13 protein-coding genes are annotated in these 17,198 nt (G+C 35.6%); 3 read left to right on the plus strand and 10 right to left on the minus strand.

The genetic code is table 11. The features are described 5' to 3' along the window. Positions 1–367: 367 nt before the first annotated feature. The 8 genes from ACFINA_RS01380 to tatA form a co-directional block, all read right to left on the minus strand. On the minus strand, positions 368–754 hold the full coding sequence (locus ACFINA_RS01380; protein WP_375606262.1) for an Mth938-like domain-containing protein: 387 nt from the start codon (positions 752–754) through the stop codon (positions 368–370). Between the two features lie 462 nt (positions 755–1,216). Next, on the minus strand, positions 1,217–1,669 hold the full coding sequence (yajC, locus tag ACFINA_RS01385; protein ID WP_375606263.1) for a preprotein translocase subunit YajC: 453 nt from the start codon (positions 1,667–1,669) through the stop codon (positions 1,217–1,219). A 684-nt stretch (positions 1,670–2,353) separates the two neighbouring features. After that, positions 2,354–3,535: a peptidoglycan DD-metalloendopeptidase family protein gene (locus ACFINA_RS01390; protein ID WP_375606264.1), complete on the minus strand. Its 1,182-nt coding sequence runs from the start codon at positions 3,533–3,535 to the stop codon at positions 2,354–2,356. Between the two features lie 155 nt (positions 3,536–3,690). Continuing rightward, positions 3,691–4,350, minus strand: coding sequence for a protein-L-isoaspartate(D-aspartate) O-methyltransferase (locus tag ACFINA_RS01395; RefSeq protein ID WP_375606265.1), 660 nt, complete (start codon positions 4,348–4,350; stop codon positions 3,691–3,693). A gap of 133 nt (positions 4,351–4,483) precedes the next feature. Then, entirely contained in the window at positions 4,484–5,761 is a 1,278-nt protein-coding gene (gene serS, locus ACFINA_RS01400) for a serine--tRNA ligase (RefSeq protein WP_375610178.1), read from the minus strand. A gap of 61 nt (positions 5,762–5,822) precedes the next feature. Beyond that, positions 5,823–6,605: a twin-arginine translocase subunit TatC gene (tatC, locus tag ACFINA_RS01405; protein WP_375606267.1), complete on the minus strand. Its 783-nt coding sequence runs from the start codon at positions 6,603–6,605 to the stop codon at positions 5,823–5,825. After that, positions 6,602–7,006: a twin-arginine translocase subunit TatB gene (locus ACFINA_RS01410; RefSeq protein WP_375610177.1), complete on the minus strand. Its 405-nt coding sequence runs from the start codon at positions 7,004–7,006 to the stop codon at positions 6,602–6,604. Before ACFINA_RS01410 ends, tatC begins: the two co-directional genes overlap by 4 nt. 55 nt (positions 7,007–7,061) lie before the next feature. Next, positions 7,062–7,364: a twin-arginine translocase TatA/TatE family subunit gene (gene tatA / locus ACFINA_RS01415; RefSeq protein ID WP_375606269.1), complete on the minus strand. Its 303-nt coding sequence runs from the start codon at positions 7,362–7,364 to the stop codon at positions 7,062–7,064. Positions 7,365–9,006: 1,642 nt separating this feature from the next. Here tatA and ACFINA_RS01420 point away from each other — a divergent pair. The 3 genes from ACFINA_RS01420 (at position 9,007) to pgsA (ending at position 12,895) form a co-directional block, all read left to right on the plus strand. Then, entirely contained in the window at positions 9,007–9,870 is an 864-nt protein-coding gene (locus ACFINA_RS01420) for a 23S rRNA (adenine(2030)-N(6))-methyltransferase RlmJ (RefSeq protein ID WP_375606270.1), read from the plus strand. 391 nt (positions 9,871–10,261) lie between these two features. Continuing rightward, entirely contained in the window at positions 10,262–12,241 is a 1,980-nt protein-coding gene (gene uvrC, locus ACFINA_RS01425) for an excinuclease ABC subunit UvrC (protein WP_375614956.1), read from the plus strand. Positions 12,242–12,313: 72 nt separating this feature from the next. Beyond that, positions 12,314–12,895 carry a CDP-diacylglycerol--glycerol-3-phosphate 3-phosphatidyltransferase gene (gene pgsA / locus ACFINA_RS01430; protein ID WP_273723320.1) on the plus strand — a complete coding sequence of 194 codons (582 nt, stop codon included), beginning with the start codon at positions 12,314–12,316 and terminating at the stop codon, positions 12,893–12,895. A 317-nt stretch (positions 12,896–13,212) separates the two neighbouring features. Here the strand turns inward: pgsA and ndk are convergent, their stop codons facing one another. Both ndk and bafA read right to left on the minus strand, forming a co-directional pair. Then, positions 13,213–13,635: a nucleoside-diphosphate kinase gene (gene ndk / locus ACFINA_RS01435; protein ID WP_375614957.1), complete on the minus strand. Its 423-nt coding sequence runs from the start codon at positions 13,633–13,635 to the stop codon at positions 13,213–13,215. A gap of 267 nt (positions 13,636–13,902) precedes the next feature. Then, positions 13,903–16,470 (minus strand): BafA family autotransporter, encoded by a 2,568-nt coding sequence (bafA, locus tag ACFINA_RS01440; RefSeq protein ID WP_375614958.1) that lies wholly within the window; start codon positions 16,468–16,470, stop codon positions 13,903–13,905. Positions 16,471–17,198: the final 728 nt, after the last annotated feature.

Consider the following 17,198-nt stretch of genomic DNA (forward strand, 5'->3'; position numbering starts at 1 on the left):
TAGAATCCCAAATATCGTAGATATGCTTTCATTTCAAACCAATTTCATGTTACATCAATAAAAACTATTCCCTTGCACGTCACAAGCGGAACTGGCTTGTAGGCAAAAACTGTATAAGAAAGAATTAAAATGCCTCTTATGAACTGTCTCAAGTGCCAAGAGCTGATCACTCATGTGATTCATTAGGAACTACGAGCAAACTTTGTCCTGAATACTTGCTGCTGTATTTAAAAACACTTAATGTGTTAAGTTATGTACATTCTATACCCTTATATCACCGCCTTAAACGACAGTATTTTACAGCGCAGGAAATAATTACACAAGTCTTTCATGCTAGACCAGAGCCTTTTTTTTATTAAACAATACTCTATTCTACCGCAAATAATAACGCCGCAACAGCGCGATCTTCAGCCAATAAAACATTAAATGTACGGACCGCCGCTCCCGTACTCATTGTATCTGATGAAATACGTTTTTCCCATAAAAGCACCCGTAACTCTTCAGGTAATCGTAATAATTCAATTCCAGTACCTATTAATAAAACTTCGATTTCAGAAGCTTCTTCTAAAATACGAGATATATCCCCTTGAGTGGGAACAGGCCCTGCCATCTCAATGCCATAAATGCCTGATGGTACACAAATAATAGAACCTCTATGAGACATATCAGCAAAACGAAACCCACCATTTCCATAAGCATCAATAGGTGCGCGACTTGGAAAATGTGCTTCACGAATTTGAATTGCATCGAACATGAATATGCACCTTTTATTTTTGAATAATCCAATTGTCTTTGCTACTTCTCACCATAAAAATTAAAGTAAGGATGATATAAACATTGATATGTTAAACATAGCCTAGTATTGAAGTGAAAATTTTTATATAATACCCTAATCTTATCATACAACAAATATATGAAAATTTGGGAATAAACCGCAGTAAAATGCTATACTTGCTTAAATAAATCTATTTTTTAAAAAGTTTCCTCAGCTTATTTACTCACAAATCTCTTTTTATAAAAACAATGATCTTGTTAAAAAAACAGAAAAAAATTGCGTAATATTCTATAAATAAAACAACTATTTTAATAATCTAAAGAAAACAAAAACTCCATTTTCTGTAGCCACTATAAAAGCCCATTTTTCAATGAAATTGTCTTGATCTTGCCAAGCTTTTTATAAAAATGCTTAAAAAATGTAATAAACTGCCATTACACCTTAAGATGCATTTTCCTTTGATATAGCTTTTTTCTCTTTAGAGATACTCATATCTTCTTTCGTTGCCGTTTTAGATTTAGACTTTTGTGGTCTTTTTGCTTTAGCATTAAGTTTTGATTTTTTTTCTGCAATCGGCTCACCTTTAATGCGCACATCAGCTAATGTTGAGCGAATAACACGAATATTCATACTCTCACCAATTTCAACCTCTAATTCATCACTCTCGTCGTGAACCTTCGTAACCTTGCCGATAATACCACCACCCGTTATAACTGTATCACCACGACGTACTGCATTAAGCATTTCTTGGCGTTTTTTCATTTGGGCACGCTGTGGACGAACGATAAAAAAATACATAATTGCAAAAATTAAAATGAATGGGACAGCGCTAGCAAATGAAATTCCACCGGAAACATCGCCTGCAATTTGAGCATAAGCGTTCGTAATAAACATTTTTATCTCCTATAGTTAAACCTCAGTTATTTCCCACTCTATTAAAATGAAATTCCGATACAGAAAAAATTCCTAAAGAATTTATCATAAAAAGCAATAACTACATAATCTAATCACAGCTTTACAAAAATACAATAAATCCTTAAGAGGCAGAATACCAAAATACAATGAGAAAAATCTTAAAAAATAGATTCACTTTCCCCTATTGTATATCCTACAATACAAATCTTTTCACTAACTCAATAAATTATACAAGATAATTTTTCTAATGAACAAACTTAATTTATATAGATAATTTATCGTTTTTGATATCAAATGACAGATCTAAATACAATAAAACGCTCTCATTTCAAACTTTCTGAATTAATCAAAACGATTTTCTTGCACGTCACACATATGAAATGAGCCTGTAGATAAAAACTTTTTAAGAAAGGCGTGAAATATTTTTTTCATGCTTCTCTCAAATGCAAGAGAAATTGGAACACTCAAAGCTGACAAATAGTATGATACTATTGTCTTACACTTTCATAAATACAAAGATGGTAATACCTAACGACCCCAACGAACTACTTTCCTGAAACCAATGATTTTTTGCTGCAATGTTATTGATTTAAGAAAATCAATTATTTTTCATGAATTTTCTATAAACTGTAAGACTATTCAAATGTAAAAGTCATCAATAAATTAGTTTTCTAAATATTTAAGGGGATCAACAGGTAATGAATTCTTACGCATCTCAAAATAGACACGTGGCGTTTTAACATTTCCTGAAACACCAGATTTAGCAATCTCATCACCGCGCCTTATCCTTTGTCCTTTGTTAACAACAAGCTTACTATTACATCCATAAATAGTGATAATATCATTTTCATGTCGAATCATCACAACATTACCAAGCTCTTTTAGTCCATCTCCCGCATAAATAACCACACCATTTTCTGCCGCCTTTACCGAAGACCCTTCAGGCACTGCAATATCTATTCCTCGATTCATTACTGTTCCCTTTTTTTGACCGAACTGGCTTAATAAACGCCCTCGTACTGGCCAACGCATCTTAGAAATTCCTGTGGCTTGCGGAGTCATCATATTATCTGTATTCGTAACAGTACTTGACAAACCAGTCTCATGTTTCAATTGCATCATCTGTCTAGAAATTTTTTTCTCAGAACTTGATTTGTTCATCTTTGCAGAGAGTGGCGTTGTTACAGGGGCTTTATATATAGGAGAGGACTTCTTGTTTTTTATAGAGGACATCACTTGAGATTGGGATGCAGATTCTGTTGTTGACACTGCCCAATCGTTATTATTGTGTGCATTTGAAGCTGCTAATGTACGCCTGCTTGGAACAACAAGGACCTGACCGATATAAATGGAATTGCCGTTTATACCATTTGCTAATTTTAATGCCTCAACACTAACCCCTACTTGTCGTGCAATACTGAGCAGTGTATCTCCACTCTGAACAATATAAGAATTCCGCCGAAAAATAGGAGATTTATCCATTTCTGAACGAGAAAGTGTTCCAAGATTACGTGGAGGGGCGCCCATAACGCGACCATCAGAAGAAGTTATCCTACCTTGATGTGGAAAATTATAGGGGGAATTATCATCTCCCCACGAATCATCGCTTGATTCCACAGGTGGCAATTCAGTGCTTTGTATCATACCACTACCGTATGATAGCATTCGCGGATCTGTATACATAGTACTTGATATATTTGATTGAGATGATACCGTACGATGAGAGAACGTATCGGAAAAACGCTGTGTACCAGAACTACAACCAGCAACAATAGTTACCACCGCTAACAAAGTTATTCTCTGAAAATTATGCTGGAAAATATTATCCAAAGCTTTTAGACACATCGTTTTGCTCACTCATCAATAATCAACTCACTCCATTAAAGCTTTTTTAAATTACCGAAGAGTTAAAATGAGATGTTTTATTCATAAATATCTTTATATAAGATCAAAATGAATTTAACGTAGGCAATTTGCAGAAATTTCTTAGCTTTTAAAAATTAAAGTATCTCTGCAATGCCTTTAATAAAAGGTTGGTAACGCACTTGGAACAGTTCTAAACACTCAAATCGACTACCGATTTTTGTATAGCGCGTCACCGTTTGTACCCCTTCGTCAGGTCCTATCGCCTGAATGAGAATTCCATTTTCAGCTAAAAGTTCTAAAAATTCCTTGGGTTCATCAAAACGTGATGGCCAAATAAGAATGCGATCAAATGATCCTAAGCCTGTCACACTATGACTTCCATCAATTTGCCGTATAACAATATTTTCAATTCCTAAAGTTTGAAATTTTTGTCGTGCTAAATCAACAAGCGTTTTATAACGATCAATCGTTGTCACACGGTCACTCAGACATGCTATAAGAGCAGTACAAAAACCAGATCCTGTACCAATTTCTAAGACACGATGCCTTTTTTTCAACGATAATGCCGAAAGAATTAAGAGTTGTTCTTCCAAACGTTCCATATATTCACCACACTCAAGGGGAATAACTTTATTATCATAAGCACTATTGAACCAAGGAGCAGCAACAAACTGTTGACGCGGAATTTTCTCTAATGCAGAAAAAAATCGCACGTCATCAATGCCTTTGCTACGCATTTTCAGTACAAGAGCGGCTAACTCCTCACGAAATTGTAAAATACCCTTTTGCCCCATAGTATCATTCAATCTCCAATGAAGGTGCACTTTTATCATACTGACAAACTGCTTCTTTTAAAATGGCAAAAACTTGCGCCTGTGTATCATCACCTCTTGGCAATAAACGCATATTGTCTCTCCTTTCGTAAAATTAAGCAGTAATACAGCGCATGCCTCCCATATAAGGTTGTAAAACATCTGGAATAATAATTGATCCATCAGCCTGTTGATAATTTTCAAGTACGGCAATAAGACAACGTCCAACAGCCGTACCAGAACCATTAAGGCTATGAACAAAATGCAATTTTTTATCGCCGTCTTTACGATAGCGCGCATTCATACGACGACCTTGAAAATCTCCACAAACTGAACAGCTAGAAATTTCACGATAACATTCTTGACCAGGAAGCCAAACCTCGATGTCATAGGTTTTACGCGCTGCAAACCCCATATCACCCGTAGAAAGAACCACTGTGCGAAAAGGCAAATCAAGCCGTTTTAATATATCTTCTGCACATTCAGTCATACGTTCCAATTCAATTAAAGACTGCTCTTCACTGGTAATCGAGACCATTTCAACTTTCCAAAATTGATGCTGACGCAACATACCGCGCGTATCACGACCGGCTGCTCCAGCCTCTGAACGAAAACAAGGAGATAAAGAAGAAAATCGCAGTGGTAAATCTGATATTTCAAGAATTTCATCGTTAACCAAATTAGTTAATGGTACTTCTGCAGTAGAAATAAGCCATCGACCATCTGTTGTCTGAAAAAGATCCTCTGCAAACTTCGGCAATTGTGCTGCTCCGTAAACAATCTCATCACGAACAAGAAGAGGTACTGAGACTTCTGTATAACCATGCTCATTCACATGCACATCAAGCATAAATTGTCCTAATGCTCGTTCTAGCCGTGCTAACGCCCCTGAAAGCACTGTAAAACGTGTTCCAGACAAACGACTAGCTCGCTCAAAGTTCATTTGTTTGAGATCTTGACCAAGATCAAAATGTTCCTTTGGTGTAAAATTAAATGTTGGAGGTGTACCAAAATGTCGAATGACGACATTATCACTTTCATCTTTACCTTCTGGAACATCATCTAATGGAATATTTGGAAGTGCTGAAAGAAGTTTCTCAAGACTCTCCGTCAGTTGCTTTTCTTCCACTGTTGCAGAGGAAAGAAAAGCTTTAATCTCTTCAACTTCAGCTCTAAGACGTTCAGCCATTTGCTGATCAGATACAGCCAAAGCCTGTCCTATTTCCTTTGAAACAGCATTGCGACGTTCCTGCGCCAATTGCACCTTAGCAATATGCGACCGACGTGCAAGATCAAGTTGTATTAACCTTTTAGCTTGTGGCTCAAGACCTCTACTTACGAGTGCTTTATCTAATTTCTCAGGATTGTCACGAATCCACTTAATATCAAGCATAAAAATTCCTCATTTATATTGTTTTTATTCATTCCTTATCGCATAAGATTATACACTTTTCTTAAGCGGATTTTCTTCTCTTTTCTATACTGTAAGCAATTAAAATTGAAATCTCGTAAAGTGCTATCGTTGGTAAAGCCACTGCAAACATCGTAAAAAAATCCGACGGCGTTATGATTGCCGCAATGATAAAAGAGAGCAAAATAGCCCATTTTCGTTTAGACGCCAAATCATGAGATGTTAAAAATCCAATTTTTGTTAAAAGACTGATGACAAGAGGTAATTGAAAAATCAAACCAAAAATTAGGATAAATGATGTCATAAAGCCCAAATAATCAGAAATACGCACTATAAACTCTATTTTTAAATGAACATCTGGAAGAAATTGTTGAGAAAGGCTAAACCATAGTATTATTGGCGCGAATAGACCATAAACAAACGCTCCTCCAATACAAAATAAAATAGGCCCCCCAATGAGAAATGGTAAAAAAGCCATCCGCTCATTTTTATAAAGCCCTGGTGCAATAAAACTATAAAACTGAAAAGCCGTATAGGGAAAAGATAAAATAATTCCCCCAAAAGCAGAAAGCTTCATCTTCGTTAAAAAAGTTTCCCATACTTGCGTTGATTGCAAACGAATTCCCTCAGGATTACCCCCTGCTATTTTCATTGCCCACTGATATGGCCATAGTAAAAAATTTAAGATATAATCTTTAACAAGAAAACACATCATAAAAGCGATCATAAATGCAACCAAGGCAGCAATAATTCGCTGACGAAGTTCAATTAAATGTTCTAAAAGTGGTGCCATATGGGCATCAACTTCATCTTTCTTAACATTCATGACATATCTTCTTTATCTTTAGAAGCGATAGATACTGTCGTATCTTTATTGGTTACGTTTTGATCGCATTCCAAAATTTCTTTATCTTTTTTTGATTTATAGTGTGTTTCCTTAACATCCCAATTATCGTGGATATCCTCTAATATATTTTGAGTGGGATCAAAAGTTTCTGCCAACTTCTTACTTGAATCGCTAATATCCGAACATACTTTTTGCAAATCATCGCGCTCGATTTGTTTTATTAAATTATCAAACTGATGACGAAGTTCATTTGCTGTTGAATACACATACGCTCTTATCTTTGCTACTGTCTTTAATATTTTAGGTAAGTCTTTTGGTCCAACGACAATGATGAGAACAAGTAAGATTACGATAAACTCTGGTCCGTCAATCCCAAACATCTCTTAATTCGACTTTCTCATCAAAAAATATTGCACAATGATGATTGCGTTTTTGTTACTGTTTTTTAGCAACAGATGTTTTGCGTTTTTTAGAAGCAGAAGAAACCTTTCTGCGCACTGTTGCATGTTTTACCGATAACGGCTGAGATTGTTGAGATTCTACATCAATCATTTGGGAAGTAGGAGCCATTTCAACTTTATCCTCAATGCTATCATCTTCTTCCTTCATATTTTTTTTGAAGGCTTTAATTCCTTTAGCAACATCGCCCATTAATTCAGAAATTTTACCGCGACCGAAAAGCACAAAGATAATCAATAAAATTATAATTAAATGCGTTGGTGAAAAAATATTACCCATTATTCTCTCTAACTTTATGCTTTTAAATTTGATTTCATTTATTCATGCTTCCTCTGAAGAATGTATCAAATATAATATCTTACTTATATATTTTCTTCTTAACTTAAAAGCAATTACACGCTTTTATTGCAAAAAGAGCTTTTTATCCTCTTATCGCTTTTTAGCGTACTATAACACAAACCATTCAACAATGATAAACCGCTTCATACAAAATTCAAAACACTTAAAAACTTTTCTAAAATAACTTCATCTGATCTCTTAGGTTACTCATCTTCCTGTAAAGACTATAGCCAACGTCTTTCCTTTTAAACAATGTTGTACGTATCATTACAAATATTTCCGCCAAATTATCCGTTACTGATAAAAATCATAATGCTGTAAAACATTTTACGTATTCAATTAAAAAAATCAGAAAGAAAAATCTCTAAAAAACTTTCTTAACACATCATCAGTCTCTTCAAAAACGATCATCTTACGCACAACATTTATTCTTTGCGTTGGGGTGGGAATTTTATCATCCATTATTCCATACACAATACGAAATATGAGCCATCATCGTATTCAATTAAATATCTGTCGTGTAAATAAAAACTATTAGCGGAAAGAGTAAAAATGTACTTTATGAACCAACGCAAGTGCCAAGAGGTATGGCAATACTGCTAAAAAATAAAAAAGGTACCAGCTTGTGCCTTTATTCAGTAAAATACCTCCATATAACCAGCTCTCTAAGCCACGGCATGCTCTAACTATTACAAGTCTCTGGATTCTGGGCATGCGTTCTCATAATATCATGTGTTTAACCTATCTCAGTATTGAAACCAGAATGGGCATTAATAGAAAATTACATTCAATCAAAAGCATGGCATCGAAGCATAATCCATGTAAAAAGAATTTCTTATCCTAGCCTTTTTTATAAGATTACCTTATAAAGCCGCTCGATAATACAGTGTTAGAGATAGATAAACCTATTTGCTTTAGTTTAAAATTCCTCATTTTATTGAGATAGCTTGCAGAGCACATATCAATTCTCAAAAGTTTTATTTTAGCATCATACACAATAACCTAGCCATTTAGCGTGTATAATGTAAAGCTTTGGCTCTGCTTAAAGCAATGAGATTCATTCATACTTTTACAAAAATCTATCACTATAACACCAGCACTTTATTGCTCTATCCATAATTTTACGCTTGCTAAAAAACTTATAAATGTAACAATGTTTTTATCAAGTATTTGAAATTCTTTAATCTTTAAACAAGAAAATTTATGAATGAATTTGAAAGGTACTCTTCAATTTTTCAACAAACTTCACTAATATTCTCGTTGATTGAGGTTTTTTTATAGTATTCCTGGAAGAGACCGCGATCATAAAAAAATTCTCTTACAACATAAATATCTCTATTGAGATGTTTGATCTCTTCTTGTCTATCTCTCATATAAAAAATTTAAAATTTTAACGATTAAGCTCATAATATAAAAATAGCCCTGTGAATAAATGCTCCCATGACATTAATATTTTTTCTGTAGTGTATAATTTGGAAGTGAGGGCATTGTTTGATTTCTACAAGAGTATTTTTATGGATATCAATTCTATTATTCTATGCTAATAATCCGGTACAGTTACACATATGATAGAGTTTACTCCATGAATTATCGGCATATTTATCATGCTGGCAATTTTGCTGATGTTTTTAAACACATTATTGTCACTCGCATTGTAGAATATCTCAAACGCAAAGAAAAAGCTTTTCGCGTTATAGATACGCATGCTGGAATCGGTATTTATGACCTTTCTTCTTTAGAAGCACATAAAACAGGAGAGTGGCGCGAAGGTGTCCAACGACTTTTTTCAACTCCTATCCCAGAAGATTTAAGAACACTTCTTTGTCCATGGTGTGACATCATTGATGCCCTCAATAAAGGGGAAAAAGAAATTATATTTTATCCTGGATCTCCTGTTCTTATTCGTCAATTATTACGGAAACAAGATCGCCTCACCGCAATAGAATTGCACAATGAAGATTATCATATTTTAGCAAAAAACTTTGCAGGAGATTATCAGACAAAAGTTCTGCATTTAGATGGTTGGCTTTCCTTAAATGCTCATGTACCACCAAAAGAAAAACGTGGGTTTATCCTTGTTGACCCTCCCTTTGAAAAAGCTGGAGAGTTTTCCCGCCTTATTGAGGGATTAACGAAAGCCTATCGTCGCTTTTCTGGAGGAATCTACGCTTTATGGTATCCTGTTAAATATGACAAAGAAATTGAAAGTTTTCTTCACGCGCTTTATCAAACAGGAATTCCTAAAATTCTCCAGCTTGAAATGCGTATCCGAAAAAAATCAACATCACCTACAATGAATGGAAGCGGTATGATTATTATTAACCCTCCCTACCTTTTGGAAGAAGAAATGAAAAAACTCAGCCCCTTTCTTATCAACCGTCTTGGACAAGATGAAAATGCCAAAATAACGCATAAGTGGCTTCAAAAAGAACATCTATTATTTTAGATCTTTTTCTGATATCTTTCCTAAATCAAATATCATGTTGTAAAATACAAATGCATTAAATGATAAAGTTCTTTGATTCTTTGGATAATATCAACATATTATCATGATAAGCTAATAACGATCAGCGTGAATTATTTTTTTAGAAAGCCTATCCTCTTAATCATCATGGATTTCTTATTTCAATCATTTTAATGGATAAATTGGCCAAATTCATAAAGCTGTCTTAGAATAACAACTCTCATATTTTTTTATGAAAGATCGGCTCTCTAAAATCATACTCTTATGCTATAAGATATATTTATAAAAAAAATTATAAAGACATAAATAATCATTATTTAATAAAAAAGAATATTTCATATATTAAACAAACAACATATTCGTAATAAACGGAATGGTCCTGAAAAATAATACAAATTGTCCGCAAAATGAACGGGAAAAACTTTCTTTTCTCTCTAATGTTACATGGCATAATGCCAATCAAAGCAATGAGAAAAATCAGCTCCAAGGTATCAAGTTCATACAAGAGTTTGTTAGACACCTTCCGCATAAGCCAGGGGTTTACCGGATGATTGGTGAAAATGGTGATATTCTCTATGTTGGCAAAGCCCGTAATCTCAAAAAACGTGTTTCAAACTATACACGTGAACAAGGACACAATAATCGTATTACCCGCATGATTCGTGCAACATATCATATGGAATTTATCGTCACCCATACAGAAACAGAAGCACTCCTTTTAGAAGCCAATCTCATCAAAAGATTGCATCCACATTTTAATGTACTCCTGCGTGATGATAAAAGTTTTCCTTATATTATGATTACAGATGATCATCGAGTGCCTGCACTTTACAAACATCGTGGTGCTCGAATACGAAAAGCTCACTATTTTGGTCCTTTTGCTTCTGCTGGTGCAGTGACACAAACAGTTCATGTTTTACAACGCGCCTTTTTATTACGAACTTGTACTGATTCAGTTTTTGAAAACCGTACACGCCCCTGTTTGCTTTATCAAATTAAGCGATGTTCTGCACCTTGCACTCATGAAATTAGCGACAGTGATTATAAAGAACTGGTGAAAGGAGCAAAAGCGTTCCTTTCGGGAAAAGATCAATCTATTAAAAGCGATATGGTTCAAGCTATGCATAAAGCTGCAGAAAATCTTGATTTTGAACAAGCAGCTTCCTATCGTGACCGCCTATCAGCCCTTTCTCACATACAAAGCTATCAAGGTATAAATCCTCAAACGATAAAAGAAGCGGATGTTTTTGCGATTGCGCAAAAAGAAGGAATGACCTGTATTCAAGTGTTCTTTTTTCGCATGGGGCAAAATTGGGGAAACCGTGCTTATTTTCCTAAAGCAGATCCCTCTTTTTCCCGTACTGAAATTTTAGCAAGTTTTCTTGCCCAATTTTATGATGATAAACCACTTCCCAAAAGCATCCTTTTATCTGAAGAAATTGAAGAAAAGGCACTTCTTACAGAAGCATTTAGTCTCAAAGCAAACCACAAAGTATCCCTCTCTTTACCCAAACAAGGTGAACGGAAAACTCTTGTTAATCGTGCCTATCTCAATGCTCATGAAGCACTTGAACATAAGCTTTCTGAAACAGCCACCCATACAAAATTGCTTCAAGGTCTTGCTAAAACATTCCAACTACCTTTTCCTCCACGCCGGATAGAAGTCTATGACAATTCTCATATCATGGGAACAAATGCTGTAGGGGCTATGATTGTTGCTGGTCAAATGGGATTTATTAAAAATCAATATCGAAAATTCAACATTCGCTCAACAGATATCACGCCTGGCGATGATTTTGGTATGATGAAAGAAGTGATTAAACGAAGATTTTCACGCCTTATCAAAGAGCATGATCTGCCAAATAGAAGTCATAACATAAAAGATGATGATCTTTTTCCCATTTGGCCTGACCTTATCTTAATCGATGGTGGTGAAGGACAAATCAACAGCGTACATGCAATACTTGCTGAATTACAATTAAATGATCTCTTCACAGTTGTTGGAATCGCCAAAGGTGTTGACCGTCATGCGGGACGTGAACGATTTTTTATAAAAGGTATTCCGCCCTTTACACTTCCTCCACGTGATCCTATCCTCTATTTTTTGCAACGTCTGCGTGATGAAGCACACCGTTTTGCGATTGGAACTCATAGGATAAAACGAAAAAAAGCAACATTCAAAAACCCACTTGATGAAATCGAAAATATCGGTCCGACAAGAAAGCGTGCGTTGCTTCATCATTTTGGAAGTGCCAAAGCTGTTGCTAGTGCCTCATTTGAAGATTTAAAAAAAGTTACGGGAATCTCTATGACAATTGCACAAAAAATTCATAACCATTTTCATGAAAAATAAGCTTGTTTCATAACCTTCGCCTTGTTACGTTTAGGAAATATATTCTCTTTCACAAGAATTAAAAATGGCTCCATGAAAAATCATACTTTTTCTTTTCCAAATATTTTAACTTATGCACGAATTGTTGCAGTCCCAATGGTTGTTGCATGCTTTTTTTTAGAAGGGCGGCTACAATCAAGTGATATCACCCGCTGGATTGCTGTTTCCATTTTTATCGTTGCATCCATTACTGACTTTCTTGACGGTTACCTTGCTCGTATTTGGGAACAAACATCCAATATTGGTCGCATGTTAGATCCAATTGCCGATAAACTTCTCGTCTCTGCTTGTTTGCTCTTGCTTGCCGCAGACAGTACCATCGCTGGATGGACTCTATGGGCAGCTATTATCATTCTTTGCAGAGAAATTCTTGTGTCAGGATTACGTGAATATTTGGCTGAGTTAAAAGTTAGTGTTCCTGTCTCTCGTCTTGCAAAATGGAAAACTTTTGTACAGATGATCGCTATTGTATTTCTTTTAGCTGGACCAGCCGGTAATAAAATTTTCCCTTACACAGTAGAGTTTGGTATTACTATGCTGTGGATTTCTGCCCTCCTTACATTGTGGACAGGGTGGGATTATTTTCGTGCAGGTTTAAAACACGTTATCCTATGAATAGTATGGAATTTTATAAAATGATTTATCTTTTTGTACTTAAATAAGAGATGAGAATAGCATAAGATTGATTTATTTTAAATCTATTAATGATAAATCAATAAAACACTTTTTTGCACATTACAAGTAAGGGTAGCGTGTAGATAAAAACTCTTCAGAAAAGAGTAAATAGGCTTTATATTTTCGTAAAAGCAGCTGCAATATTAAAAGCTAAAAAAATGATTAATGGCTCCATATGCTTTCAAAAAAATCTATAACCTCATAAGCAAAAAACCGAAATATAGTGTTTCGGATTTTTGCTTCTTATATACGCTTTATTAACCAACAATTTCTACCTCAGGAAACCAAAAGGCGATTTCTGTTTTTGCCGTTTCAGCACTATCGGATCCATGGACAGAATTTTCGCCAATCGATAAAGCATGAACCTTACGAATTGTCCCTTCTTCTGCATCACTAGGATTCGTAGCCCCCATTACTTCACGGTTTTTAGCTATTGCATTTTCACCTTCCAAAACTTGTACAACGGTTGGACCAGAAGACATAAATTCAACCAATTCACTAAAAAAAGGACGTTCTTTATGAACAGCATAAAATTTTTCAGCCTCACGTCTGCTCATCCAGACACGTTTAGACGCAATAACACGTAGCTCCGCATCCTCAAGCATTTTAGTAATTGCGCCAGTCAAATTACGACGGGTTGCGTCTGGTTTAATCATCGAAAAAGTACGCTCTAAAGCCATTTAACCACCTTTATTTCATTGATAATATTCTCTAGCCATTCCTATAGCGAGCAAGGAACCCTTTGCCAAGTGGCTCTGCAAAAATCTACACAAATTCTCAAAAATATAGAATAAATTATAAAGAAAACTTTAATAAAAATCCTGCAATTGCTCATCCCATCATAAAAATGCGCTACCGACTCTTAATAAATATTGAATCTTCTTCCATAATTTTAAATGCTTCCTATCAAAATTATCATTGAAATCAATCAAAAAATAACCATATCGTTAGAAACTATAGCGTACACCTAAAATACCCTGAAAGGACTGTTTTGTTTTATGTCCTTTAACATAATGGGCCTCACCATATAACTTTAACTTCTCACTCACAAAACTGCTTAAACCTAATCCTAACTTACCTGCATTGCCCGATAAGTCCGTGGTAAATGGATGACGTTGATTAATTAACGTTTGATTGTCATCTTTATTCTCACGCAACCATGCTGCTGTAATATACGCAAACGATGAGGAATCCATGTGAGAACCAAATTCATATCCTAAAGATAAGCCAACCTCACTGCGTAATGAAGTAAATGGACGCATGTCACCTGTCATGCCATTCGATAACTTGATTTCTTTACCCTCAACACGCAACCATGTAAATTGTCCATAAGGCTGCAACCAACTGTTCTTTGACGTCTTAAGTCGATAACCAGCTTCAAAGGAAGTTCCCAATGCCCTTTGAGTATATGTTCCTTCAATCTCTAAACCATTCGTTGAAACGGCTTTTAGAGTATTTTGATAATGATTGTATTTTAAAATACCATCGAGATACCATCCACTATGATCAAAATAAGTGACATAAGCGCCAATACCATAAGTATTGATTCCACTGTTACCCCCCCGTGCATGCGCAACACGGGCACGATCATAACTGCCAAAACCACCTATATAAAACTCTCCATTTTCCCACTCGCTTAAACCATTGATCCCCAAAACGATACCGGTCTGATCCAGTTTAAAATCTATATGCTCTGTCGCAATGCTCTCTTTAGATTTAATCGCATAAGTCCATAAAGCTGCATTCTTTTTACTTTTATCTAGAACTCCTCTTCCCGCACGTACGGTTTGCATTTCATTGTGAAAAACCAACACTGGAGCCACAGACATAGACAATACCGCATCTGTAGAGGGAGTGGTCAAAAAGTGAGAAACTGAAAACGTCTCGCTTAATTGTGAAGAAGGTTGTTCTTTATGAACTGGACGCACAATCATTTGATCGGCTAAAGAGTGAGAAGATTCTGAAACAGCAGTTTGTTGTTTTTCATCAGAAAGAGGATGAAGACCTGATGGAGGTAACGTTACAAGATTCTGATTTTCTTGAGAGGAAGATACCGAAACACTGGAAACATTCTGTGCCCCTCTTAAATGACGTGGAGGGCGTTGTTTGGGCATCTCTTTTTTAGTAGGTGGACGAGGACTGGTATTTTTCCCTCCAGAAGAGGGAGATTGATCAGACAATGCAAGAGGAACCTTCGTTTTCTTGTTTACACACTGTGCTTCAGTATTCGAATGTGTCGTACCTCCAGAGGCTCTTCCTAAATACCAAATTGTAGCACTACCACTAGAATCAGCACATCTATCTCTCTTCAGCAATTGATATTGATAGGCTCCTCCATCGACAGTTGTAATGTCCTTACCCGAAAGGTCTGCCAGAGTAAAATTAGCGCCTCCATTGTGGTTTCTATCAGTAATTAAATTAATCCCTGTGACCAAACTATTCTTTTGTGAAAAAAGACCTGTAATTTCACGACCAGAATCTGCAACGCTTATTTTGTGATTACCTGCGCCCTCATCAATCGATAAGTAATCACTCGAATTCCCCGTAGCACTAATATTGAATCGAAAATGTAAATTCCCTGAAAGTTTCTCAACATGAAGTGAAATATGTCGTGGATCATACGGTATAGAAGTAAAAATAACAGTCCCATTTTGCCCCCCTAAATCTTTAATTTTAATCTGAGGTTTTTCTCCTATCTTTCGTTCACCAACCTCAAATATTATCTCATCCACGCTCTCTTCTATAGGAATTTTTTTCTTAGTTGTATGATTTGTCCTATCGCCAGCGAATAAATAAAGTTCTCCGCCACCATTGATCCTTACTTCTCCAACGACTTCTTGTACACCAACATGGAACCACGATTTAGCAAAATCCGTAATTGTTAAAGTATCTACAAATCCCATAGGATATACAACTTGAGTAGCTCGATCCTTCAAAGTAGTTTTCAGAGATTCTCCTAACGCTAAAACGTGCTGTCTCCCATTCCCAGAAACCTCAGCATACATTGATTTCCCTCCCTCTTTTCTTTGTCCTGCATAAAGATTTTGTTCTCCATTATCTCCCACTTTCGTATACCAAACCCACGCTCCATCGTACACATTCTGCTGTCCAACTGCTCCACCGCCACCAGAAATTGTAGATTTATATGCACTACTTTTTCTCTCCACGCTTGTAAGATCAATATATGGCTCTTCATGAATAAACTGCTGACCTCCCAAAATTTTGGCGCTCATTGCAATTCCTGCTCGTGTAACTATTTGCATCCCTCCTTTTTTAATAGTGGACCCCACGGAAGTTTTTCCATTCTCAACAAGCTCTACATCACCATATTCAATCGTAATATTATTTCTGAAAAAACTAGCAATCAGTTCTAAATTTTTTTCTTCCTCTTCTCTATTTCCCACATCTGTTGCTCTTGTTAGCACTCTATTCCTACTCTCAACTACACTTGCAGATTGCAAAAGACAACTACTGATCATCAATACTGAAAAACTTAATTTGTATTTATACCGCATTATCCACACTCCACTCTTCAATTATTTAGAAAAATACCCCGCGGCTACATAGGTAGCTTGTTTTAGATTGTATCATAATGTGTTTTATTTATGTCTAAATACAATTTTTTAGTGTATTTTTTTTAATTTAAACAACTTTAAGTTGCTTATCTATAAACCACTAAAAACTCTAACTTAAGGCAGAAAAATTGAATAAAATTCAAAATGTTTACTTAAATTCAAGGAATAATTTGCATATCTGGAATTATAGATGAAAAAAATGCTCGTGCCCTTTAATGGCCCCCCCCTTCACGTAAAACAAAACGCCATTCGGTTGTACATTCACGCACTTGTTTTAAAGAGACATCTCTCAATGCACTCAAGCCCATTTCGTAACGTCATCCATGAATGATATACCGGTAAAGCCATTGGCCCCCAATCTTTACGCTTATGAAGAAGCGGGCCGATATCATCATACACTTTGCCATCCCAATGTTGTGACAGCCCTTGACACTAGAGACGATTCATCAGAGACATTTTTACTTCTTTTTTGTATAGTTTTTATACACACCTTCATCCCGTTTGCGATGTGCCAAGCGAATAATTTTGATTGATTCAACATAAACAGATTTGGAATGAGAGAATCCTATGATTTTCGCGACTCTTATTCAACATGCATAGAAATGAATTATTATTATAAATTCAGTATGTTGCCTTTAAAAGAGAGAGTATAAAGACATTCCTACTAT

This window comes from Bartonella sp. AC10YNML (genome assembly GCF_042196825.1).
In the GTDB taxonomy this organism is placed as follows: domain Bacteria; phylum Pseudomonadota; class Alphaproteobacteria; order Rhizobiales; family Rhizobiaceae; genus Bartonella.

Bases quoted from the DNA above. Each gene is read 5' to 3' on its own strand.
- uvrC (WP_375614956.1), top strand. From the start codon at position 10,262: ATGGTCCTGAAAAATAATACAAATTGTCCGCAAAATGAACGGGAAAAA.
- yajC (WP_375606263.1), bottom strand. From the start codon at position 1,669: ATGTTTATTACGAACGCTTATGCTCAAATTGCAGGCGATGTTTCCGGT.
- ACFINA_RS01410 (WP_375610177.1), bottom strand. From the start codon at position 7,006: ATGTTTGGGATTGACGGACCAGAGTTTATCGTAATCTTACTTGTTCTC.
- ndk (WP_375614957.1), bottom strand. From the start codon at position 13,635: ATGGCTTTAGAGCGTACTTTTTCGATGATTAAACCAGACGCAACCCGT.
- serS (WP_375610178.1), bottom strand. From the start codon at position 5,761: ATGCTTGATATTAAGTGGATTCGTGACAATCCTGAGAAATTAGATAAA.
- ACFINA_RS01395 (WP_375606265.1), bottom strand. From the start codon at position 4,350: ATGGGGCAAAAGGGTATTTTACAATTTCGTGAGGAGTTAGCCGCTCTT.
- ACFINA_RS01390 (WP_375606264.1), bottom strand. From the start codon at position 3,535: ATGTGTCTAAAAGCTTTGGATAATATTTTCCAGCATAATTTTCAGAGA.
- bafA (WP_375614958.1), bottom strand. From the start codon at position 16,470: ATGCGGTATAAATACAAATTAAGTTTTTCAGTATTGATGATCAGTAGT.
- tatA (WP_375606269.1), bottom strand. From the start codon at position 7,364: ATGGGTAATATTTTTTCACCAACGCATTTAATTATAATTTTATTGATT.
- tatC (WP_375606267.1), bottom strand. From the start codon at position 6,605: ATGAATGTTAAGAAAGATGAAGTTGATGCCCATATGGCACCACTTTTA.
- pgsA (WP_273723320.1), top strand. From the start codon at position 12,314: ATGAAAAATCATACTTTTTCTTTTCCAAATATTTTAACTTATGCACGA.
- ACFINA_RS01420 (WP_375606270.1), top strand. From the start codon at position 9,007: ATGAATTATCGGCATATTTATCATGCTGGCAATTTTGCTGATGTTTTT.
- ACFINA_RS01380 (WP_375606262.1), bottom strand. From the start codon at position 754: ATGTTCGATGCAATTCAAATTCGTGAAGCACATTTTCCAAGTCGCGCA.